The following is a 21,183-nucleotide window of genomic DNA, read 5'->3' as shown; positions in this document are numbered from 1 at the left end:
TGGGCCTTCAGCCGCCTCGCCTGACCACACCGTCCATGCCTCCCGCCCCGCCGCTGCCCTCGGTCACCGTGGTTCTCAACCGTCACGACGACGCGCTGCACACGCACACCGCTCTGGCCGCCCACCATCCGCCGTCCGGCCGGATCACCCTGCACCCCGGCCCGGGTACTACCAGCGAGACCGGCCTCGCCCACGACCTTCTCGCCGCCCTGGGCAAACCGCCTCTGCTCCCGGGCCGCTTTCCCGGCGGCCGTCAGCCCGCCTGGGAAGCCGCCACGGCCTGGATGACCGCCCTGCCCGTTATGCGGCTGACCGTCCTGCGCGCTCACCGCCTCACCGCCCGCCGCACGATGCGCCTCCTGCAGCTACAGGCCCGCACCGGTATCCACCTGACCCTGGTCTGCCACCGCCCTCACCTTCCCGCCGCTCTGCACCAGGCCCTGCGGACGGCCGACTACACCGTCACCGCCGACTTCGAGGCAGCCCGCCGCCACTACTACGGCACGCCTATCACCGAACCCTCGCCAGCAGACGAGCCCGCCGGGCCGGTCAGTCGGTGGCTCACCCTGCCCGCACTGGACCGCCTCGTCTCCTACGACAGCCCCCGCCCCTGCACCGCCCCGTGCACGCCGCCCCCGATCGTCTGGCGGCACCGCCCACCGCCCGTGCCGCTCACCGCGCACATTGCCCAGCAGGTTGCCACCGACTGCACGCGGCGACCGCACATCCCCACCTCGCCGCGGCTGTCGCCGCCGCACTGACCACCGGCGCCTCCCTCCAGCAACTCGCCACCGCACGTCCCCGCGACTACAACGACGCCGCGGCCACGCTCGCCCTGCACGACCACGCCCGCTACACCGACAGCTGCGCCGCCTACCCCGTACCGCCCTGGGCGGGCGTCTTCCTGCGGGCTGCGGCCTGCTTCACCCGGCTGGTATCCAGCGAGGAGCAGGAACTGCTCGCCGCGCCAGGCGACCGTGGGCACCTGCTGCGCGTGGCGGAGACGGCCAGGCTGCGCCCGCCACAGCCGCCCGCAGCCCGCCGCAAAGGCCCAGTCGGCCGTGTGGAGTGGGACTGGCGCGAGCGGCAGGAAGCCGAGAGGTACGAAGCGACGCCGGCCAGCCGCGTCAGGACCTCGCGACGCTGAACCCCCTGACGCGGTCGCTCGAAGAGTCAGCCTCAGCCGATCGAGAAGTCGGCGAACTCGACGTCGCTGAAAGCGATGTGCAGACCGTGGGCCCGGCGGCCCCATTCGCGAAAGTAGGCGTGTCCCAGCGCGCGGGCCAGGATCACCGTTTGCTGCTGGTATCGAGCCCCAAAAGGGCGAGGCGGGAGAGCTCCGCCGGATGGAGAACTGGCGCGGTCCTTCGGCTGCGCCTTGTCCGCGACGCCGTCCGGCACGCACATGAGCCGAACGACCCGTACGCGGAGAACACCACCGCCTTCGTCGTCGCCGACGAAGGGAAGAGCCGACGGCCGAGCCGGTATCCTGCCCGCAGGGCTGACGCCCTGGGCTTCGCCGACGCCCACACCGCACCCGGACACCCACACTGCCCGGAACACTGGTGGAAGGTCTTCCGGGATCAACGGACCGCTTGACGAACACCCTGAGGATCCATCGAGCCGGGGTTGCCGTGTGGGGGTGAGGCCCCGGTGCCGAGAGGACCCGTCCATGACCAAACGCACTACCGAGCAGCAGCGCGCCCGCGAACTCCAGCGCACCGCACGCGAGCAAGGCACACACTTCAGCTACCACGAAGCCCTCAACTGGGTACGTGCCACCGCCGGGGCACAGGCTGAGAATCCAGATGAGATCGTCGTCTTCGCGCCGCGCGCGGCCTGCATCGTGATCTTCGACGCGGACGAGGACCCCGAGTACATCCGTGACTCGATCACGCCGATTCCCGCGGCTGAAGCCGGGCTCGCCAACGAGCTGCTCCAGCGGAGAAACGCTCTGATGCGCGCCCACTCCAAGGCGCAGCTCGTAGCCATGATCCGCAGCAGGTGGGGTGTTCCGATCGCGGATCTCGTGCGCTCCACCAAGCAGGAGCTCGCCAATGATCTTGTGGACGGCGAGGACAGCCGCGAGCGCTACGAGGCGTACGGGCGGGTGGCGCTGATCAACGGCAGGCCGACGCGCGACTCACGACCTCTGTGCGGGGGCGTCGGCTGCTTCGGCCACGACAGCGCGACGCCCTGGCCGGAAACCCGCGCGCGCTTCCGTGCCCAAGGGCCCTGCACCGACGCACAGTGGCCCGAGTGGCTTCTACGCCCTCGCCCATTCCAGTCCGAGCGCGGCGAGGGCGGCGTGCTGACTCTCACTTCAGCGCCTGAGCGGCTTCTCATCGTGGTGCCTGCAGAAACGGGTCCTGAGCGGTCCTTCCTCGGCATGTCGACGAGACGATCACGGACGCATCGTGAGAATGCTCAGAACAGCAAAGCGAGAGTCAGCACTGCGACCCCGCCGGCGGCGACGGCGACGACGTCGCGCCCGACCAGCCGGAGACCACCCGCCGGTGACCACCCGCCGGTGACCACCGGCCGCACCAACGCAGCGCCCCGGCCCACCGCCGGGGCGCTGCGCCTCGTTGAGGCCAGCACCACCCGGCCGAGATCCGTGGACATCAGCGACTACGCACGGCAGATGACCGCCCACTGCCCCTACCTGGCCCCGTCGCTGAGAGAGGGTCTGACGACCTGGACGGTCTACCGCGCCGACGGCGACGCCGAAGCCGTCCAGGCGGAGCTCCTCCACGCCTGGTGCGTCGTCGGACAGAAGCGGTGGGGCGGGGGAGATGGGGCGGGGGCGCAGGCTGCCCCGAGATCGAGGTTAAACATGATAGGCGCGTGATATATGACACTCCGTCGCCTATTACGATATGGGTATTTCAAACTACTTGCACTGTTGCATCGACTCCTTTCTCTGCGTCAAGATCACCTATCGTAAACGCATCTCGCAATAGGAGGTTCAATGCGACGGGTTACTTCGATACTCGCTGGGATTCTTCTGCTCTTGGGTGGGAGTTTCATTCTGGCGCCTTCTGCCAGTGCTGCCGCTACCGGCGCTTATGGATGTAGTGGGAGTGAGATTGACACCTACCAAGTGAAGACTACGGGCGGCACTGTTTACGGTAATGTTCACCTGTATTACGACTCTTCAACCGGAAAGAACTGTGCGGTTAATGTAGCCACGAGTGCGGGTGGCTACGGTACTCCCACCTTTAAATTCGTCATGCTCGTAAAGTGTGTCGCCGGAACCGTTGCAGGATCTACCTGCACGCAAGACACATACTCTCAGGACCCTTCTACCACAGGTGTCACCTACAGTCAGTATGCTGGTCCGGTCAACCTCTCTGCTGCCGGACGGTGCATCTCGGTGACAGGCATTATCAGCCTTTCTAGCGGGCCGACCTCGTCGCAGGCAACGTACACTGGTAAAGCGACTCATTGCGGATAGCCTCGAATTTCCAGACGGCCCGTCGGTTTTCCGCCGGGCCGTTCTTCTTCAGGATCGAGGTCCTGCTCGGAGGAGGTGCGGCGGTAGCCGATCCACCGCCACCGATCAGCGGCCGGTTCAGAGAACCCAGCCACCACTGCCATCGCACCAGGCGCGGCAGCGCAGCGAAACTTGCTGGAGATATTGATCAGAAACTCATTGGGTTCACTCGTCGAGGACGTATCGGACGTGCGGGGCTTTGAAGTAACCGGTGACGATGTGGGGCTGGCGCTGTCGGCTGTGGAAGAACCTGCGGGTTTCAGTAGCGAGTTCGGCCCGGTTCCTGGCCCGCTGGGTGTGGGGCAGACTGCGTTTGAGGTCGGCGTTGACCAGCTCGTCCGGGTTCAGCTCGGGTAAGTACGAGGGCAGGAAGTGCAGCTCGATCTCGTCCTGGTGGTCGGCGAGCCAGGCCCGGACGGTCTTCGAGCGGTGGGCCGAGTGCCGGTCGACGATCAGGTGGACCTTGTGGTCGATCGTGTCCTGCTTGACCCAGTTCCGCAGTCCCTCGGCGCTGACCCCGATCTCCCGGGCCACCTCGGTGACCGTCTTGCCGGAGGACCGGACGAGCGCGACCGCGTCGCGCTTGAACTCCTCCGTATACCGCCTACTGCGATTGCTCTTGCTTTTTACCTGGCACTACTTCCTCTGGAACCTCACGTCCCAGTCTCCAGGTGTCCAACATCAAGGGGGAAGCGAAGCTTCACGCTGACCACGGCGGAGAAGGAAGAGCTCCAGCGGCTGCGCAGGGAGAACCGGGAACAGCAGCAGACGATCGAGATCTTGAAAAAAGCCTTCTTCGCGAAGGAGACGATGAAGTAGGCACTCTGTGCCGTTTCATCGACGCGGAGAAGGCCGCCGAGGCCAACCCCGACGGCTACAGCGTGGCTTTGCTGTGCCGCGTCACGGGGATCAACCGCTCCACCTACTACTCCTGGCTGGCGGCCCGGCCGGCAGCAGTCGAACGGCAGTGTGCCGAGGACGAGTTGACTGCGGAGATCCGCGAGATCCACGCCTCCTCACGGGGTGCCTACGGCGCCCCGCGCGTGCACGCCGCGCTGCGGCGCAAGGGCCATGCGATCAACCGGAAGAAGGTCGAGCGCCGCTTGGCGGAGGAAGCCGCAGCCCGGGAGGCGGCCGAAGCGGAAGCGAAGAAGAACCGTGGACTGTTCCGCCGGCGGACCTGACGCCCAGCTCGCAAGGCAACGCTGCGCCCCGCACCGCCTTCAGGACGGTCGTGGGGCGCAGCGGGCGAGACCTCATCGCGTGTTTACGGCTGGCCCTCGGTCAGTTGGCCGGCGGTGTTCTCGATCCACAGCAGCGTCCATTCGACTCCGGCCTGCCACCCGGGTTCCGCGCTGGCGTAGCGGCCTTCGGCGTCGGCGCGGATGTTGGCGGTGAGGGCGCGCAGGTCCTTCTGCAGTCCCTGCCGCTTGGCCGTGTCCATGGCCTGGATCATTTCGTCGGTGATGTCACCGGGTCGCAGTGCGCTCATCGTCCCACCTTGGACGACCGCCCCCGCTGATGGCCATAGCGCGAGGTCAGCATGCTGGACGTCGTGGCCGCGAAGCTCTGGCCAGCCGGTGATCTTCCGTGGCAGGCTCGGGCTTTCCAGGCGAGGGGAGTATCCGGTGGAGGGTTTCGCGGAGTCGGAAGGCGATGTGTGTCCGGACTGCAAGGCGGGTCCGGGTCCGGAGAACGCCTGCGTCGGGGTGGGGATGCCGATCCAGATGTGGCATACGCCTGACTGCCCGCAGTGGACCGTCATGCAGATCGGCTGGGAGGCAGGTTCCCGGCGCATCAAGGAGCAGGACGCGTGGGCCAAGGACGTCTTCCCGGCCGCGTGTGAACGCTTGAAGCAGGCCGCCGCCGCGATGCCGCCGGGCACGCCCGCTCAGCCGTTTGTCGATGCGCTGACCGAGCTGGTCCAGGCGCAGGCCGACACCACCGGCTTCGTGGTCCTGCACCGATGGGCGGAGATCCTGGAGCGCCATTTCCCGCCGGAGCTCCCCGATGTGGACCACGTCACCGAATAGTGCCTACGGCCAGACGGCAACTTCCTCAATCGCGTCAGCGATCAGTGTCGGCAGCTGCTCCAGGGCCCGTTCGAGGATCTTCTCGATCGGCACCGCATGGCGGCTGCCGTCGATATCGATGTGTTTCGCCCACTGAGCGGGCTGGTAGCGAGCCAGCATCGACAACACGTACAGCACGACCCACCACGCCATCAGCGGATGGAGATCGCGAGGCAGTCCCGCCGTCGCCGGGAAGAAGTACCGGTGGCCGGCATACCCGCGTGTCATCGCGCGCAGGCGTGCCCGGCGCTGTTCTGCCGAGTCGGCCCCCGAAGGCATGGCCCAATGCATGGTCAGCCAGCCGCGTTTCCGATCACTTACCGGACGCCCTGCCTCGTGAAAGCACGAGGCTAATGCGGCACCGGGGTTCAATGTGCGCCCTCCGGACAATGGGGCCTTCGGCTGTCGAAGAACGACACCGTGGGGCCGCTCTGGCTCACCACCGCCAGAACGTCGCCTTCCCGCCCTGCCAATGCGTCGTGCTACATCTGTTTCTCCTCGTCGTCTGGGAATGTGCCAGGCCAGTCTCGAAGAGGCGCCTATCGCCAAGCAATGCAAAGATAGGCAGGTAATCTTGGCGGTCCGCAGCCCGACGGCGACCGCAACGGCCTCCTCGTCGTCCAGCAGAAGCGGCGGCAGCATGGCGCCCGCGCCCAGGGGGTAGTCGCCTGCCACCCCGGATGTGGCGTGGACCTTGTAGCCCAGGCTGCGCAGTTGGTCGACGTCCTTGCGGATGGTGCGAGTGGTGACGTTGAGCCGTTCGGCGACTTCGGGGCCGTTCCAGTCCCGTCGGGATTGCAGGAGTGACAGCAGGCGCAGTAGCAATCAACTATTTGGCGGCCGGTGTCACGGTTCTTGCCTACCCAACTCCTCGGCCGCCGACGGCAGCTGTGCCTGCATGCAGGGATACGGCGGTAGCGAGGCGACCGCAAGGGTGTCGCCGGGCTGCGGTAGCCCAGGGCCTTCCAGAGTTCTTCGCGTTCGGCGTTCTTGCCGAGGTTCTTGCCGGCGAAGATCCGGATGGGGCCCGCCCTAGTCAGGGCGTCGAGTCGGCGATCGAGCTTCTGGGCGCGGGTGAACACCTGGGCGTAGCCGATCAGGGCGTCGCCGGGGTGATCGCGCCGACGCGTTTGACCGTCCGGAGGATCGGCGCGGTTTCCATCGCTCGGATGCCGGGGAGGCTGCCGACCTGGCCGGCGACGTAGTCGTAGAGGGCGTACACGTCCGAGGCCACCACAGAGCCCAGGAGGTTGGTCGGGCCGGTCGTGGCGGCGGCGAAGGAGATCTCGGGGTGCTGGGCGAGCGCGTGTCCGGCCGCGGCCAGCTGGGACGGTTCAATGGAGATCCACAGCAGGGCGGTTCCGGTGTAGCCGAGCAGCCGGGTGTCGACGTCGAGATCGAAGTACAGGGTCCCGGCTGAGCGCAGGGCTGTGATCCTGCGGCGGACCGTGGTCTCGTTCCAACCGGTGGCCCTGGCCAACTGCGCGTGGCTGGCGCGGCCGTCGTACGCCAACTCGGCCGCGAGGATGCGGTCGCCGTCGTCCAGGGTGACGGGGGCGGAGTGCGGCAGGCTGGGTGCCAGAGCAGGCGGGGTGAGCTGGGCGGCCTGGTCATCGGTGAGGGCTGAGGCCGTTGGTCGCCAGCCGGTCGGGCCGCCGAAGTAGGTGCGCAGGACACAGTGCGCGCTGATGGCGGTGACCGGGCGGGTGGCGGCCAGCCGGTCCAGCAGCAGCGCGTCGCGCTCGTGCTCGCTTTCGGTTCGGACGTTGCACACCACGTCGGTTCCGCCCGAGGCGAGGCGGACCCAGTGGGTGTCGTCGCGTTTGGCGAGGGCGGCGGCGATGGCAGCCGACGAACCAGGTGCGCACTGGAGGCGGATCACCCATTCCACGTGCCCAAGACGGCGGGTGTCCAGCCGGCCGCGGACGTGCAGCACGCCGGTCTGACGCAGACGCCGGTAGCGGCGGGCGACAGTCTGGTCGGACACGCCCAGGACGGCGGCGATCCGGCTGAACGGCGCGCGGCCGTCGAGGTGGAGGGCATGAATGAGCTGACGGTCGAAGGAATCCACGTATCCGGACTCTAGCGGTGTCGAAATCCGGCACAGACGACCAGCTGGGTGGGCCACGGTCCGGGGGTGGGGCCACCGTGGAGGCGGGCTATCTGCCCGGTGACCGCAACTCCTCAACCAGGAGGTACCTGATGTCTGATCTTCCGTCGACCTACCAGGAGGTACGGCTGGCCGCCCGCCCAGACGGACTGCCCGCACCCTGGCACTTCACGATCGCGGAGGTCCCGCTGCCCGGCCCGGTGGCCGGCCAGGTGCTGGTCCGCAACCGCTACTTCCGTGTCACCGCTTCTCTGCGCATGATGATCAGCCAGGGGGCCGAGAAAGTGCAGGGCGTGCCGTTCCCCGCACTGCAGGTCGGCGACACCCTGGCGGGGGAGGCGATCGGCGTGATTGTCCGCGCACCGGCCGGCAGCGCCCTGCGTGTCGGCGACCTGGTGTCCCACTTTCTGGGATGGCGCGAGTACGCCCTGGTGAACGAGGCCGCGTGCACGCGGCTGGAACCGACGCTGCCGGACCCGGTCGCCCACCTTGGGCGTGGAGAGACCGCGTACGCGGCACTGACGCGGGGAGTGAACATCATCCCCGGTGACACCGTGTTCATCTCCGCAGGCGGTAGCGCCATCGGCTCAATGGCCGGACAGATCGCCCGCCTGCTGGGCGCCGGCTACGTGATCGGCAGCGCTGTCTCACCGGGCCAGGGCGAACGGCTGGTGCGCGAGCTGGGGTACGACGCGGCGGTGATCCGTGATGTGGACGAGCCGCTGGAGGAGCAACTGGCCAAGGCGGCCCCTGACGGCATCGACGTCTTCCAGGACAATGTCGGCGGCGACCAACTGCGCGCGGCCGTGGCGGCCGCGCGCGAAGGGGCGCGGTTCGTCCTGACCGGCGCACTGTCCGGACAACTGTCGCCTGACGGCACCGGCAGGACCGCACCCGTGGAACTGGACTCTTTCCAGATCCTGACCAAGAGGATCATCATGCGGGGCTACAGCGCCGACGACGATCCCGACGCGCACGCCGAGTGGATCCAGCGGTTCGACGACTGGCTGCGCTCTGGCGACATCGTCTTCCCCCACGTACGCGTCCGCGGCATCGACCAGGCGCCAAACGCACTGATGCAGGTCATCGAGGGCCGCCACCTGGGCACCGTGGTCGTCGAACTGTAAGAGAGAGCCGCGGCGACAGGCGTGCACGATCGGTGAGCTCGACCGACTGGATCGTCGGCGACGCGACCAGGACCGTGAGCCGTGGTTCGGTGTTCGCCGAAGCGCGGAGGTGAGGCCGCGTCATGCGGTGGGGCCATCTCAATGGGTGCGCACGCCCAGGTGGGCCGCCGTCTGGTAGCGCGGTGCGACGGTCTGGAGCCGCGGCACCAAGGGGGGCAGCGATGCAGTGAAACGGCGAGTCATGAATTACCGCGATCGGCAGACGGCCGCACGCGTTGTATCTCGCCCCTCCCGAACCGCTCTTCCGGATGCCGTGCTGATGCGGAACGGGTTCTTCGCCCAGTCCGTGGCGGCCGGATCCGATCTGGTGACACTGCGTCGAAAACATGATCAAGGATAGGAGGCATCATGCGTCAGAAATCCCTGCGGCGGTGGCGGGCGTTGGCAGCCGCGCTGGGAGTGGCCCTGTTGACCATGCCGGCTGCGGCAACTGTGCAAGCAGCCGTGCCGGAGCACCAGTCAGCCCTGCATTGTTCGGATCGAGTGCTTGCGGCCCGGCTCCGCGACCCCGGTCCGGCCAGCGGCCGTTTGTGGGGGCAGTTGTGCTTCCGAGGCCCTACTGAGCCGGCTACGGTCCAACTGTTGGTGCCCGGCGCGACCTACAACCACGTCTACTGGGACATGCCCTCCGAGCAGAGCCGATATTCCTACGTGGACGCCGCCACGCGGGCGGGTTTTGCGGCGTTCAACGTGGACCGGATCGGCACCGGCAACAGCGCGCACCCGGCGGGCGAGGGGTTGACGATCGCGTCTGGTGCGGTCGCTCTGCACGACGCGATCACTGCGCTGCGATCGGGCCGAGTGGATGGACACAGGTTCCAGCGGGTGATCTGGGTCGGCCACTCTTACGGATCGCTGCACGGCTGGGAGGAAATCGCCCGCTACCACGATGTGGATGCGGCGATCTTCACCGGTGCGCTGCACGCGTTGAGCCCCTCGGGACTGGCCGCGTTGCGGGCCGCGAGCTTTCCCGCGGCCGCTGATCCGAAATTCGCGGGCTCCGGCCTGGATTCCGGATATTTCACGACCAGACCAGGCACCCGCCAGCAGCTGTTCTATGCCAGGTCCACCGCGGATCCGCACGTCGTCGCGGCGGACGAAGCCGCCAAGGACACGGTGACGGCTGGGCAGTTGGGCGACCTGGACAAGTTGTACGGTCTGCCGCCGGAGGACGCGCCATCACGTCGCGTCACCGTGCCAGTCCTGCTTGTCGACGGTGTCGAGGATGCCGTTTACTGCGCTGATGTCGTCCAATACGACTGCTCCGATCCGGTATCGGTGGCGCGCTACGAGTCTCGGTACTACGACCCCCGTACTCACATGAAGGTCGTGATCATTCCTGCCACAGGACACGACCTGGCGTTATCCACAACGGCACCCCTCGTCGATCGCGTCATGATCGGCTGGGCTCGTCGAGCGGTGGCCGGCGGGTGAGAAGGGCTCCGTAACACGAACGATGTTTCGGCCGTTGTCGGCCGGAGGCCGCCGAACAGGCCAAATGCGTGCACCGCCATCATGCAAGCTCCGGTCTCCTCGCCCGTACTCGATCCACGGGTACGGGCGCTCACCACATCAGCCCGCCGGCACGGCCCCATCAGCCGCTACACCTTCCCCGGCGGCAAACTCGGCGGCTGATCAGGGACACGAGCTGGTCAGGTCGGTACTGGCCGACTCGCGCTTCAGTTCGCGCAAGGAACTCATGCTCCACCTGGCCATCGACATCCCCGGCATGAAGATCCCTCCGCGCCGCCCGGCGAATTCCTCCTCGGGACGAGCCCCAGCACGGGCGCGACAGCGGTACGAAGGTCATCAGCCTCACCGAGAACTTCGACCTCGACACCAAAAGAAGGCTGGTTCATGTTCGCGGCCCTGGCCGCCGCATCCGAATGCGCACCCGAACTGCGCGCCGAGCGCCAAGCCGAAGCCGTCCAGGTCCACAATTACCTGGCCTCCGGCGTCCGGGGCCGCGTTCTTGGCCACGTCCCAGACGTGTTCGCGGACTTCGGACCGGGCGGCTCGTATCGCGGAGAGAGCCTTCGGCCCGGCCGGGGCGAGGGTGTCGATGAGGCGGGAGACCGTCGGGTCGGAGGCCACCGGCCCGAACACGTCCGGCTCGGCCCGCAGCATCCCGACATCCGCGAGGCAGTCCCCGCCCAGCGCGACGGCGAGAGCCACGTCCAGCAGGATCTTCCCCGGATCGTGCACGGCCCGCGGCTTGCGCCACGGCGTCAGTGCCGCCGTTATCGCCCCGCCCAGCCCTGACTTGCGGACCGTCTCGACCAGTAGCACCGCCCCGGCCTGTGAGACCACCCCGCGGCCACCGCCTTCGACGCGCACACGCGGGTAGAACCCGATACTCTTCTTCACCTGAGAAGTGCCTCCGGCTCGAGCAGGAAAAAGGACCTCGAAAATCCTCATTCTTGCTGGTCAGATTCGCTTACCTGACCACCCGTCGGACAGTCCGCTTCATGAAAGCCCGAGGTTATTAGCGCCGTGAGCAGCTATTGAGGCCGTGGGCGAAGAACGCGACGGTGGTGCGGACGGTGTAGTTCTGGGCCTTCTGGGGGTGCTGCCCGGCGTTCGGTCCGTACTTGCTGGTGGGGTTCTTGCGGGTGCGGGCCTTCACTCGTTGCCGCCGGTGGGCGGGCAGGAGGTCGCCCAGGGCCGCGTGGCCGATCGTGCCGACCAGGTCGACGAGGGTGCCGGGGAAGATTCCATGGCCGGTGGTGACGGTGTCGGTTGCGTCGGCCAGCAGGAGCATCGTCTCGTCCAGGGCGGTCAGGAGCCGCTTGGCATAGGGAGTTCGCCCTCGGACTCCGGTCCGAAAGCGGCGGCTAAGACCCCGCGCGAATAGGCGGGTGTCATGGGCGGCGGTGGGGGGCGTTCGTCCCAGCGGTGGGTGGTCCAGGCCCGGCGGATCAGACTACAGACGGTGATGATGGCGTCGGCGAGGTCGAAGAAGGCGTCGATGACATTGATGCGCCGTTCGTAGCAGCGGGCGAGCCGGTGAAAAGCGTTCTGCCAGGCATGAGTTCGCTCGGCATGCCACCGTCGGGTGGCCTGGATGGGTGCGTTGGTGCCTTTCTGGGCGATCCGGCCGTGCAGCCCTCGCTCGCCGAGCAGGGTGCGGGACTTGTCCGAGTCGTAGCCGGCGTCGAGGTGCACGCTGATCTCGTCGGGCAGCGGCCCGAGCTCTTCGAGGAGGTCGAGGGTGGGGGCGAGGAGAGGTGAGTCGTGGCGGTTGGCGCCGGCCAAGGACGCGGCCGAGGGGGATGCCGTAGCCGTCGGTCATGCTGGAGCGTTTCATGCCCTGCTTGCCCCGGTCGACGGGTGAACGTCCGGCCGCTTCACCCCCGCCCCGCCGGGGGGCCTTGGTGATGGCCCCGTCGATCGCGATCTGGTCCAGGACGAGACCGACGACGTGGTCGTAGGCGTCGAGTGCGATCTGCTTCAGCCGCGCGAACAGGCCCAGGCGTATCCACTCATCGCGGCGGGCCCGGATCGTGCTGGCCGAGCATGCGGCATCCGCGATGGCCTCGTAGGAGCAGCCGAACCGCAGGACCTGCAGCAGTTTGTCGAAGGCGGTGCGGTCTCCGATGCGGCGTCGGTGGCAGCCCAACGGGTGGGCCGGATCGAAAACGGGCCGTGCTGGGAGCAGGGCAGCAAACTGGCCCCACAGCGGTTCGGTCAGCCACGACGGCAGTACTGGCACGTTACTCCCCAACGGTCGTACGGTGCCGCGGGTGTGGTGAACGCGGCGCTGGTGGTTGTCTCGCCGGAGAGGCGAGTGGCAGCCGCGCAGGCAGGGAGCACGAAGAAGTGGACTAGTGGTCCAGCCCGCCGTGACGGCGTGTCGCGGCGCCTGTACCGTTTCACCAGCTGATGCAGGTGAGGGGTTACGGCGGTCGAGGGTGCGCGTGCTCGACCGGTGGACCCGTCAGCGCCGCCTTGTGGTCCGGTTCGGCGGGTGCGGGCCCGCCCGCGCCGGGCCCGTATGTTGCCGCCGCCGGTGACATGCGCTGTCTGGCCCGGCCCGGTGCCAGGTAGTGGCAGCCGCCGGAACGGTACCGAAAGGTCCAACGGGATCTGCTCCGGGCAGGTCCGGCGTGTGGGGTCAACGGGGGGACAAGCAGGCGAGTTCCCAGCCGAAGCCGACCAGCAGCTCTCCGCCCGGCGCCACCGCCACCGCGTGGACAGGTGCGGGGAACGGCAGGGCGGGAGCGGCCTGCTGGCCGGTGGCCAGGTCCCACATCCGCACCGTCTCATCGAGGCTACCGGTGACGGCGACAAGGCGGCCGTCCACCACCGCCGGCGCCACCGCCCACACCTCGCGGGTGTGGCCGGTCAGGAGATCACCAATCTGCTGGCCGGTGGTCAGATCCCACACCCGCACCATCGCATCGCCGCTGCCGGTGACCGCGATGGGCCGGCTGTCCACCACCGCCGTTGCCACCGCCCACACCTCGCGGGTGTGGCCGGTCAGGGGATCACCAATCTGCTGGCCGGTGGTCAGATCCCACACCCGCACCATCCCATCGTCGCTGCCGGTGACCGCGATGGGCCGGCTGTCCACCACCGCCGTTGCCACCGCACGTACCCCGCTGGTGTGGCCGGTCAGGGGATCACCAATGGGTTGGCCGCGGCCAGGTCCCACACCCGCACCGTCTCATCGAAGCTGCCAGTGACAGCGATCGGACGGCCGTTCACCACCGCCGTCGCCACCGCCAACACCCAGCCGGTGTGGCCGGTCAGGGGATCACCAATGGGTTGGCCGGCGGCCAGGTCCCACACCCGCACCATACGGTCCCAGCTGCCGGTGACAGTGACCGGACGGCCCTCCACCACCGCCGTCGGCACTGCATACACAACATCGGTGTGGCCAGTGAGGGTGTGCCGGAGCTGGTGGGAAAGCATGCCACCTGTGGCCCAGTCCACCCCCCACCGCGCCGCCGGCTCACCCTCCACCGGCGCGGCCACGATCCGGGCTGCCAACTCCCGCTCGCCGTACCGGGCTGCCTCCAATGCCAGCAACTGCCGCCGCATCCCAGCCCCCGCGTCCTGGTGTAGATACGCAGAGGCCCGGTACACCGCAGCCGCCAGCACCTCCTCCCGACCCGCCGCACCGCCCAGCGCCGCCAGGACCTGTTCCGGGTCGGTATTCACCAGCCACCCCGGATCAGTCAACCACCTACCCGCTATGGCACTTTTACGCGCGCCGCCATTTTGAAGATCGTCAGACATACACGCCACGGTAACCACCCCCACTGACACCAACTCGCCCTCAAGCACACACACCAGGAACGAAATTGCACCTTTCTGCGCGGGCCCCACCCGAGAACCCTCACGGCAAGTGATGACGGCTGGATCTCAGCACGGCTCCGACCGGTCACCCCAGCCCTGCCTATTCGCGCGAGTTCTAAACCAATTGACCAAACTCAGGAGCAGTCGGTGGACGTCAGCTACTTCGGTGCCCACGAGCACGTTCCGCTGCGCGTGGCCCTGCTGCTGGCCGCGGTGGCGGGCATCCTGCTCACCGCGCTGGCGGGCAGCGCGCAGGTCATGCAGTTGCGCGCGGCCGCCCGCAAGCACCGCCGGGCCGGCCACAGGGCTGTGAAGGCCGGGGCCAAGGACTCGTCGAAGGCCCGGCGGTAGCCCGGACTACCGGGAGCCCGCCACAGGCCGCTGCTTGTAGAAGGACTCCTCCAGGTAGGCGGCCTCGTGCGGCTGGTAGGGCTCCTCCAAGTAGGCGGCCTCGTCTTCGTCGAGTTCGACGTCCACCGCGGCTACCGCGTCGGCCAGCTGGGCCGGCTTGGTGACCCCGACGATGGGCGAGGTCACCGCCGGGTTGCGCATGACCCAGGCCAGGGCGACCTGGGCCGGGGACAGACCCCGCTTGCCCGCGATCTCGTGGACGCGCTCGGCCACTGCCTGGTCCCCGTCGCGGTAGAGGATCTTGCCGCCCTCGTCGGCCTCGGCACGCGCCGTGGCGGTGCCCCGGGCCCGCGTCAGCCTGCCCCGCGCCAGCGGGCTCCACGGGATCACGCCGATGCCCTGGTCGGCGCAGAGCGGGAGCATCTCCCGCTCTGCTTCCCGGTGGATGAGGTTGTAGTGGTCCTGCATCGACACGAACCGGGTCCAGCCGTTCAGGTCAGCCAGGTACAGGGCCTTGGCGAACTGCCAGGCGTACATGGAAGAGGCTCCGATGTAGCGGACCTTCCCGGACTTGACCGCGTCGTGCAGCGCCTCGAGGGTTTCCTCGATCGGGGTGTCGTAGTCCCAGCGGTGGATCTGGTACAGGTCGATGTAGTCGGTCCCCAGTCGCTTCAGGGAAGCGTCGAGCTCGGCGAAGATCGCCTTGCGGGACAGCCCGGCGCCGTTCGGGCCGGGGCGCATCCGCATCCAGACCTTGGTGGAGAGAACGACCTCCTCGCGCCGGGTGAAGTCCTTGACCGCCTGGCCGACGATCTCCTCGCTGCTTCCGGCGCTGTACCCATTGGCCGTGTCGAGGAAGTTGACGCCGCCCTCGAGGGCCTGCTTGATGATGTCCCGGCTGGCGTCCGCGCCCAGCGACCAGGGCTCGCCGCCCCGGTCCGGCTCGCCGAAGCTCATGCAGCCGAGGGTGATGGCGGAGACTTCCAGTCCGGTCGTTCCGAGTTTGATGTATCGCATGCTTCGGAACCTAGGAGTTGGAGTGCGCTCTAATGCAAATTCGGAGGCGTGGGGCATGCGCGCCCTGTCAGGTTTCGACCGTTTCGGCCAGACGTACCAGAGAACCCAGTAGTAGCGAGTAACAAACTGTCAATTCTCGGCTGTGATTCCGGGGTTCATAGGCGGTGTGGCATGGGCGGTTTGAAATGGGGTGTTGGGGGTTTCCTGAGAAGCGGCAGGGCGTGTTCTGGGTACGAGGTGGGGTGATGGCGGGGCTTCTATCGCACTCGAGGGCAGCGGCACCACCCCGTCCCCGTACTGCTCGGCCAGCAGCCGCTCGGTGTACATCCGAAGCCGTCCCAGCGTCCCGCTGGAGCGCTCCTGCCCGGCCTCCAGCACCTCCCGCAGGGCGGCTACCACCCGCTCGTCCGCACGCCCCAGGACGGACCGCGGCCGGGTGGCCCGGTGGTCCACTAGTCCCCACACCCCCTCCCGGCGGTAACGGGCCCGCATCCGCCGCACCGTCACCGCGCTGGTGGGCATGGCGGCCGCCGTCAGCTCCGTCGCTCGCCTCCTCGCGCTGCGCCAGCGTCCGCGTCTGCGGGTCGTACTCCGCCCGTGGCGGACCTGCCGCACCGGACCCGCCCGGCCGCCCCGTCTCCACCTCCCGCACATGGCGCTCCCACGCCAGGGCCCGTTCCCGCACCATCTTGGGCAACGACTCCAGCAAGCCGAGCGGCGGCACTCTGGGCACTTCCGGCGCATCCAGGATTTCGAACCCCGCATCGGCGAACAGCAGCGACAGCAAAACCGCCGCTACTGCACCGTCCTCGGCGACCAGCCGCACCTGACCATCAGTAAGGGCCGCCACCATCCAGGTACGCCCCCCGAACCGCACCTGGCATCCCAGCTCCGCCACCGGCCTGGCCGACATCACGCTGCCCGCCCTCACACTGCCCCCTGCGCCCACACCGGCATCCGCTCATGCATCGCCGCCCCCAGGTCCGCCGCCAGCCGTCCTGCCCACAGGGCATGGAACAGCGCGGGAAGCACTATCAGTGGGTTCCCGATCCTGCGTACGCCCTCCCACAGCGGCGCGGGCTCGGCGAACGCCTCCTGCAGCGCGGCAGCCAGCAACTGACCACCGCGGTGCCGCGGGTGCCGGTATCCGGCCAGCCAGGTCACATTGCGCCGGTAGATCGGGTCGACAGGCCCGAGCACCCAGTACCGCCAGCCCGCCGCCGTACAGATCTCTCCGACCGCTGCAGCAAGAGACCGCTGACACCGAGATAGCTCTCCTCTCCCTGTGCAGTCGGCGAGCACCCCCTGGCCATCAGCCAGCCGGAGCATCAGCTGAGGAGCATGCGCCCGCACCCCGCTCGGCCCATGCCACCGCAGTTCAAGCGGCCGGGCGGCCAGGCCGCTGACACGCGGGTCGCGGTCGAGCAGCATCACGTGCAGTCGCATCGCTGCGGACCCGTAGTGCACAAGCCGTCCGGTGGTGGCCGACCACCACCATCCCGGTGCCAGCCGCTTGCCCTTGCGGGCTGGGAACGCCTTCAGCGGCGGACCTCGGCGGCGGCCGACGACCACCTCGAACACTTCGTTGCCCCGCCCGCAGCCTGGAACAGCACATCAACCGACTCGACTTCGGGCCGCCGTGCCCTCGCTCCGTCCCACCCAGCATCCTGCATACAGAACCAAACGGCTTATCGGCCCATCCGGTAATGGGCGTGTGGGGCCTAACGGCAAACGTCAGCTGCGCCCGGACTGTTCTGCAGCCCAGGTGTAGCCCAGCTCGGCGAGGGCGGCCCGCTGTTTCACATCCAGGCGGTCACGCCTGGCCTTCTGGTTACTCAGAAACACACCCAGCCTGATCGCTGAACCGTCCGGCAACTCCTCGATGTGCGCCCTTCCAACGATGGTTCTGCCTTCCCGCTGGATGTACTGGGTGAGGGCCGCCAGACCGCGCTGGAAGGCTGATGCCTTCCCGGTGCCCTTGGCCGCCGAGGCCGGGGCGGGCCGTTCGGCGGGTTTCACGCCCAGCGCTGTCAGCCGTTCCTGCTGTTCGGCGGAGAGCTGTGTCCAGGTGCTCGCCTCTCTTTGCCGCGTCAGCCATCGTCCGATGTCGTCGCCCTCAAAGAGCACGCCGGGCTGGATGTCGGGCAGGCTGCCGTCGGCGTCGACCAGGTCCGCGAGTACCTTGTAGTGCCGTTGCCAGTCGAGGGGCCATGGGCAGTTCCAGTCCGGGTCGATGGCCGTCAGCTGCGCCGCGCGCTCTGCTGCCCGTTCCGGGTCCTTGCCCAGGCCGTTCTTCTGTCCCTTGCGGCGGAGGTTGGCCAGGTGCTGTCCGATGGGCACCATCGCCTCGCCCTCGCCCCACAGCGCGTCTTGCCGGGGTGCGAGGTGCCCGTGCGCACGGTGGTAGGAGCGGAGTGCGGCGAGTTTGTTCTCCCATGCTTCGTCGCCTGGTTCCCAGACCATCCCGGCTTCGTCGAGGAGCTCTTTGCGGTGGGGGTCGAGTTCGCCGCCGCGCAGCGCCTTGCGCTGCTGGTGCACCCACCGGCCCAGGGGAAAGTCCTTCGTGACGCCGACCTCGGTCTCGACGTCATAGGGGACGGCGTGCAGGCCGGGGATACCGTTCTCGGTGCGCCACCGGACCAGGGCCTGGTAGCCCTGGAGCCAGACCAGGGACTGGGGCCGGATGACGCGGCAGCGGGTCAGGGCGGCGATGTCGGCGGCGTCGCGGGGGGCAGCGAAGTTGACCACGACCGAGGTGACGCGGTCGACCTCCCGCTGAGCCTCGTCACTCGCCTCTTGGCCGTCCCCGTTTTGCGACCCGGTTGCGGGGGCGGGGTGGACGTGGATGCGGCGGTGTTCCTCGCCGCGGGTCAGGGCGCGGGAGGCGAGCTGGTCGACCATGCGCTCCGAGTGCGAGCGCAGGGCTTGGAGGATGTCGACCAGGGGCTGGTAGCTGGCGGAGGCGACCATGTCCTTCGGGTCCTCCCCGGGCTGCAGGAAGACCGGGATGATGATCCGCGCGGTCTTGGCCGAGCCGTCGGGGTTAGGGCGCAGGGCCCGTCCGATGTTCTGCACGACGTCGACTTGGGAGCTGCGGGAGCCGACGATGCACACGGCCTCGACCCCGCGCAGTCCGGTGATGTCGACCCCGACCCCGAGCGCCCGTACCGAGGAGAGGAACGCCCGGTGTACGCGCCGGTTCTGCGCGTTGATGCCGTTGGCGAACCGGTGGATCACCTCACGCCGGTGTGCGATGGGGTGGTCGCCGCACAGCCAGTCCGCCCATACCCGGTCCGCAGGCACGTGACGGCCCTCCTCCAGCTCGTACAGCTCAGCATCGATCGACGACGCGGGCAGTTCCTCCGCCCCGGCCAGCGCCGCCGCGGAGGCCTCGGCGGTATACAGCTCGGCGGCCGTGCGCGGCATCTGCTCGGCGAACGCGGCCGCCTCCTCCACCCGCTGGTGGAACACCATGGTGGTGTGCAGATTCATCTGGGCCGTGTGCTCCAGCAGCGCCGCCTGGAGCAGGGCCATGCGCCGGCCGCGCAGCGCGTCCTCCGACAAGCCCAGGACCGGGTCCGGGTCGCGGATCTCCAGCACGTCGATCTCGAACCCCGCGAGGATCGACCGTTCCACCGCCTCCGCCAGCCCAAGATCGAAAATCCGGGTGCCGTACGTGAGCGAGTCCTCCTCCATCGAAGCGACCACCAGCTCCTTGCCGTCCCTCCCGCGCTGCGGCCGGGGCGAGGCGAGGATCCGCGGGGTGGCGGTCAGGTAAAGCCGGAAGTCGACGGGGATCCGGCTGTTGTCGTGGATTGCCGCCCAAGGCCGCCCGATGTCCCCGGCGGTCATGTGTCCCTCGTCCAAGACCGCCAGATCGAACGGGGCCATCTGCTGGCCGTACAGCCGCTCCCCACCCGCCAGAGCCGCTTCCAGCGGCCCCGGGACCCTCCGCCGCCCGGTGATATCGGCGGGGTCCTCCCGCTCCACCAGCGAGGCGTAGGTCGCGAACACCACGACCGGCCCGGATCCAGCCCACAAGGCCAGTTGGATCGGGTTGGTGGTGGCCCGGACCCCGAGCTGCTCCAGGACCTCGTCCCTGTCCACCGAGCAGACCGCCACCATCGGCGCACGGTGACCGACCCGCCGCCAGGACTGGGCACTCTGCACGATCAGGTCGAGCGTGGGCACCATCACCAGAACCCGGCCCTCCGGGAAGCACTCCAGTGCGCTCGCGGCGGCCGTGATCGTCTTCCCGGACCCGGTCGCCGACACACCCGTGGCACGCGCCCCCTCCGGCGGCACAAAAGATCTTGCAGAGAATCCCACCCACTTCCGGAAACTCAACTTCTGATCTACCTGGTGTTCCTTGAGCGGAATCAAAGACATTCCCTTACCTCCCATTTCGGTGTTCTCGCGGAATTTCAGGCAGTCGTGTGCGGATAGCAGGCGGCACCGGCGTCGCTCCAGATCGCCCCGCTCGCGAGATGCCAGCCGCCGGGTGTCCCGTCCGATTTCCCGCGCTTCCACCCCGGTAGGTCGTCCGGGTCGTAGTGCCCGGCCTCGCGCGTGCAGACGATGACGTCCCCGTCGCTGTCCACCGTCCGCGCGGTGCACAGACCGCCGGCCTCGCCCAGCACCCGGCGCCGCTGCGCGGTGTTCGGGCACGTGCGCGGCAGCACGGTCTCCCGGACGAACCTCTCCAGCCGCACCAGGTCGGCCCGTTCACGCCGCCTGACGTCCGCGATATGTACGGCCAGCTCAGCGGCCCCAGCCGACCGGCCGCCGCGCCGTGACCAGCCCCGGTCCGCGATGCCCACCAGGGCCTCGCTCACGGCCGTCACGCCCTCGTCCCAGCCGTCCGCGAACAGCGCGCACCCCGAGAGGCCGGCGCCATTCCGTCCAGCTCGACCACCTCGCTCTGCGCCCCGGCGACCGCACCGGCCTCCAGGTTGTCCGCCTCGCCCGCAGGCACGCCCTGGGCGGCCAGGAGCGCGAACAGCTTCAACCGGGCGTTGGTGCCCGCCGTCTGATACTGACTCACCCGGCGCACAGAATCGCTGCTCAGCGCGGGATCGGGTCCCGTCAAATTCGTGGTGACCGGTCATCTGCAGCCGTTCCTCTCGGAATTTAAGGAGGTTTCCGGGTGGTTGGTGGGTGTCCCATGTTTCCGCCAACGGTACATGCTGCATCAACCTGATGCAGCCACTGCACTGGAACCCGACACGAACGAGCGATCCCCGCCCCTTGCAGCCATTCAAGCCCGCGTAGCGGGCTTCAGGTCCTGGAGGCGTAGCCGGAAGGACCAGGGGTGGGGGAGCGCAGCGGACACACCCTCAGACGGATACGAAGTATCCGTCAACTCCCTTACAAAAAGAACAGATCAGCTGCATCTGACATTCCGCCAGGCCGGTCCCCCGCGCAGCGGGGACCACCGGCCAGCAACGCGGGCCAGCCCCCTCAACTCCAGGAGTGAAGCGGAGGGAGTTGGCCCCGGCTTGCCGGGGCGTGGTAAGCGCAGCGAACCACCCCTCAACCCCAGGGCGCAGCCCTGGGGTTCGCAACCCGCGGAGCGGGTTGCGCAACTGCCCCGCGTAGCGGGGCAGTTCGCTTGCACATCGCGCAGCGATGTGGTACCCGCTCCGCGGG

Annotated in this window: 19 protein-coding genes and 6 pseudogenes; 7 read left to right on the top strand and 18 right to left on the bottom strand. The window is 68.4% G+C overall.

All coding sequences use genetic code 11. From position 1 onward, the window contains the following. The first annotated feature begins 35 nt into the window (after positions 1-35). Complete coding sequence (locus tag ACIOHC_RS40785) at positions 36-761, top strand: hypothetical protein (protein WP_401846533.1); 726 nt, start codon at positions 36-38, stop codon at positions 759-761. Positions 762-1,179: 418 nt separating this feature from the next. Here ACIOHC_RS40785 and ACIOHC_RS40780 read toward each other — a convergent pair whose 3' ends face one another. After that, the gene (locus ACIOHC_RS40780; protein WP_401846530.1) at positions 1,180-1,530 is read right to left on the bottom strand and encodes a hypothetical protein; all 351 of its coding nucleotides are present in this window, start codon (positions 1,528-1,530) and stop codon (positions 1,180-1,182) included. Between the two features lie 1,000 nt (positions 1,531-2,530). On the opposite strand from ACIOHC_RS40780, the pseudogene ACIOHC_RS40775 reads away from it, so the two are divergent. After that, positions 2,531-2,758: pseudogene (locus ACIOHC_RS40775) on the top strand (hypothetical protein); the annotation flags it as partial. 886 nt (positions 2,759-3,644) lie between these two features. Here ACIOHC_RS40775 and ACIOHC_RS40770 read toward each other — a convergent pair. Together ACIOHC_RS40770 and ACIOHC_RS40765 are read right to left on the bottom strand one after the other, a co-directional pair. Beyond that, positions 3,645-3,961, bottom strand: a pseudogene (locus ACIOHC_RS40770) (transposase); the annotation flags it as partial. Positions 3,962-3,985: 24 nt separating this feature from the next. Then, positions 3,986-4,096 (bottom strand): annotated as a pseudogene (locus tag ACIOHC_RS40765) (transposase); the annotation flags it as partial. A 71-nt stretch (positions 4,097-4,167) separates the two neighbouring features. Here ACIOHC_RS40765 and ACIOHC_RS40760 point away from each other — a divergent pair. After that, entirely contained in the window at positions 4,168-4,680 is a 513-nt protein-coding gene (locus ACIOHC_RS40760; RefSeq protein WP_351086565.1) for an IS3 family transposase, read from the top strand. An 83-nt stretch (positions 4,681-4,763) separates the two neighbouring features. Here the strand turns inward: ACIOHC_RS40760 and ACIOHC_RS40755 are convergent, their stop codons facing one another. Further along, positions 4,764-4,988, bottom strand: coding sequence for a hypothetical protein (locus tag ACIOHC_RS40755; RefSeq protein ID WP_365694679.1), 225 nt, complete (start codon positions 4,986-4,988; stop codon positions 4,764-4,766). A 235-nt stretch (positions 4,989-5,223) separates the two neighbouring features. Between ACIOHC_RS40755 and ACIOHC_RS40750 the strand changes: the two genes are divergently transcribed. Beyond that, on the top strand, positions 5,224-5,529 hold the full coding sequence (locus tag ACIOHC_RS40750; protein ID WP_351086568.1) for a hypothetical protein: 306 nt from the start codon (positions 5,224-5,226) through the stop codon (positions 5,527-5,529). A gap of 3 nt (positions 5,530-5,532) precedes the next feature. On the opposite strand, the gene ACIOHC_RS40745 is transcribed toward ACIOHC_RS40750, so the two are convergent. From ACIOHC_RS40745 to ACIOHC_RS40735, 3 genes and pseudogenes are all read right to left on the bottom strand, one after another. Further along, positions 5,533-6,117, bottom strand: a complete 585-nt coding sequence (locus tag ACIOHC_RS40745) for a YaaC family protein (RefSeq protein WP_401846576.1) — start codon at positions 6,115-6,117, stop codon at positions 5,533-5,535. Positions 6,118-6,144: 27 nt separating this feature from the next. Next, positions 6,145-6,393: pseudogene (locus ACIOHC_RS40740) on the bottom strand (helix-turn-helix transcriptional regulator); the annotation flags it as partial. Between the two features lie 271 nt (positions 6,394-6,664). Continuing rightward, entirely contained in the window at positions 6,665-7,639 is a 975-nt protein-coding gene (locus tag ACIOHC_RS40735; protein WP_401846527.1) for an Lrp/AsnC family transcriptional regulator, read from the bottom strand. Positions 7,640-7,770: 131 nt separating this feature from the next. Here ACIOHC_RS40735 and ACIOHC_RS40730 point away from each other — a divergent pair, with 131 nt between their 5' ends. Together ACIOHC_RS40730 and ACIOHC_RS40725 are read left to right on the top strand one after the other, a co-directional pair. Then, complete coding sequence (locus tag ACIOHC_RS40730) at positions 7,771-8,805, top strand: NADP-dependent oxidoreductase (protein WP_351086572.1); 1,035 nt, start codon at positions 7,771-7,773, stop codon at positions 8,803-8,805. 645 nt (positions 8,806-9,450) lie between these two features. Further along, the gene (locus tag ACIOHC_RS40725) at positions 9,451-10,299 is read left to right on the top strand and encodes a serine aminopeptidase domain-containing protein (RefSeq protein ID WP_401846573.1); all 849 of its coding nucleotides are present in this window, start codon (positions 9,451-9,453) and stop codon (positions 10,297-10,299) included. Between the two features lie 489 nt (positions 10,300-10,788). Here ACIOHC_RS40725 and ACIOHC_RS40720 read toward each other — a convergent pair. From ACIOHC_RS40720 to ACIOHC_RS40700, 5 genes and pseudogenes are all read right to left on the bottom strand, one after another. Continuing rightward, positions 10,789-11,232 (bottom strand): annotated as a pseudogene (locus tag ACIOHC_RS40720) (transposase); the annotation flags it as partial. Positions 11,233-11,350: 118 nt separating this feature from the next. Further along, entirely contained in the window at positions 11,351-11,626 is a 276-nt protein-coding gene (locus tag ACIOHC_RS40715) for a hypothetical protein (RefSeq protein ID WP_401846525.1), read from the bottom strand. A 104-nt stretch (positions 11,627-11,730) separates the two neighbouring features. Continuing rightward, positions 11,731-12,577 (bottom strand): annotated as a pseudogene (locus tag ACIOHC_RS40710) (IS5 family transposase); the annotation flags it as partial. Positions 12,578-12,979: 402 nt separating this feature from the next. Next, positions 12,980-13,453, bottom strand: coding sequence for a WD40 repeat domain-containing protein (locus tag ACIOHC_RS40705; RefSeq protein WP_401846522.1), 474 nt, complete (start codon positions 13,451-13,453; stop codon positions 12,980-12,982). Between the two features lie 26 nt (positions 13,454-13,479). After that, on the bottom strand, positions 13,480-14,106 hold the full coding sequence (locus ACIOHC_RS40700) for a hypothetical protein (protein ID WP_401846520.1): 627 nt from the start codon (positions 14,104-14,106) through the stop codon (positions 13,480-13,482). 207 nt (positions 14,107-14,313) lie between these two features. Here ACIOHC_RS40700 and ACIOHC_RS40695 point away from each other — a divergent pair, with 207 nt between their 5' ends. Next, on the top strand, positions 14,314-14,517 hold the full coding sequence (locus ACIOHC_RS40695; RefSeq protein ID WP_401846518.1) for a lipopolysaccharide assembly protein LapA domain-containing protein: 204 nt from the start codon (positions 14,314-14,316) through the stop codon (positions 14,515-14,517). A gap of 6 nt (positions 14,518-14,523) precedes the next feature. Here ACIOHC_RS40695 and ACIOHC_RS40690 read toward each other — a convergent pair whose 3' ends face one another. From ACIOHC_RS40690 to ACIOHC_RS40665, 6 genes are all read right to left on the bottom strand, one after another. Then, positions 14,524-15,534 carry an aldo/keto reductase gene (locus ACIOHC_RS40690; RefSeq protein ID WP_365694667.1) on the bottom strand — a complete coding sequence of 337 codons (1,011 nt, stop codon included), beginning with the start codon at positions 15,532-15,534 and terminating at the stop codon, positions 14,524-14,526. Between the two features lie 129 nt (positions 15,535-15,663). Next, positions 15,664-16,056 carry a hypothetical protein gene (locus tag ACIOHC_RS40685; protein ID WP_401846517.1) on the bottom strand — a complete coding sequence of 131 codons (393 nt, stop codon included), beginning with the start codon at positions 16,054-16,056 and terminating at the stop codon, positions 15,664-15,666. A 405-nt stretch (positions 16,057-16,461) separates the two neighbouring features. Then, complete coding sequence (locus ACIOHC_RS40680) at positions 16,462-17,115, bottom strand: TnsA-like heteromeric transposase endonuclease subunit (RefSeq protein ID WP_401846515.1); 654 nt, start codon at positions 17,113-17,115, stop codon at positions 16,462-16,464. 153 nt (positions 17,116-17,268) lie between these two features. Next, complete coding sequence (locus ACIOHC_RS40675) at positions 17,269-19,923, bottom strand: Helicase associated domain protein (RefSeq protein WP_401846513.1); 2,655 nt, start codon at positions 19,921-19,923, stop codon at positions 17,269-17,271. Positions 19,924-19,958: 35 nt separating this feature from the next. Then, the gene (locus ACIOHC_RS40670) at positions 19,959-20,378 is read right to left on the bottom strand and encodes a hypothetical protein (protein ID WP_351087285.1); all 420 of its coding nucleotides are present in this window, start codon (positions 20,376-20,378) and stop codon (positions 19,959-19,961) included. Next, entirely contained in the window at positions 20,375-20,578 is a 204-nt protein-coding gene (locus ACIOHC_RS40665; protein WP_351087283.1) for a hypothetical protein, read from the bottom strand. Before ACIOHC_RS40665 ends, ACIOHC_RS40670 begins: the two co-directional genes overlap by 4 nt. Between the last annotated feature and the right edge of the window lie 605 nt (positions 20,579-21,183).

Origin of the sequence: Streptomyces sp. NPDC088252 (assembly GCF_044740965.1) — a bacterium.
In the GTDB taxonomy this organism is placed as follows: domain Bacteria; phylum Actinomycetota; class Actinomycetes; order Streptomycetales; family Streptomycetaceae; genus Streptomyces.
Note: the sequence above shows the minus strand (reverse complement) of the source record. Positions and strands in the feature narration are given on the sequence as shown.

Bases quoted from the DNA above. Each gene is read 5' to 3' on its own strand.
- ACIOHC_RS40700 (WP_401846520.1), bottom strand. From the start codon at position 14,106: ATGTCTGACGATCTTCAAAATGGCGGCGCGCGTAAAAGTGCCATAGCG.
- ACIOHC_RS40755 (WP_365694679.1), bottom strand. From the start codon at position 4,988: ATGAGCGCACTGCGACCCGGTGACATCACCGACGAAATGATCCAGGCC.
- ACIOHC_RS40685 (WP_401846517.1), bottom strand. From the start codon at position 16,056: ATGCCCACCAGCGCGGTGACGGTGCGGCGGATGCGGGCCCGTTACCGC.
- ACIOHC_RS40785 (WP_401846533.1), top strand. From the start codon at position 36: ATGCCTCCCGCCCCGCCGCTGCCCTCGGTCACCGTGGTTCTCAACCGT.
- ACIOHC_RS40750 (WP_351086568.1), top strand. From the start codon at position 5,224: ATGTGGCATACGCCTGACTGCCCGCAGTGGACCGTCATGCAGATCGGC.
- ACIOHC_RS40730 (WP_351086572.1), top strand. From the start codon at position 7,771: ATGTCTGATCTTCCGTCGACCTACCAGGAGGTACGGCTGGCCGCCCGC.
- ACIOHC_RS40690 (WP_365694667.1), bottom strand. From the start codon at position 15,534: ATGCGATACATCAAACTCGGAACGACCGGACTGGAAGTCTCCGCCATC.
- ACIOHC_RS40715 (WP_401846525.1), bottom strand. From the start codon at position 11,626: ATGCTCCTGCTGGCCGACGCAACCGACACCGTCACCACCGGCCATGGA.
- ACIOHC_RS40675 (WP_401846513.1), bottom strand. From the start codon at position 19,923: ATGTCTTTGATTCCGCTCAAGGAACACCAGGTAGATCAGAAGTTGAGT.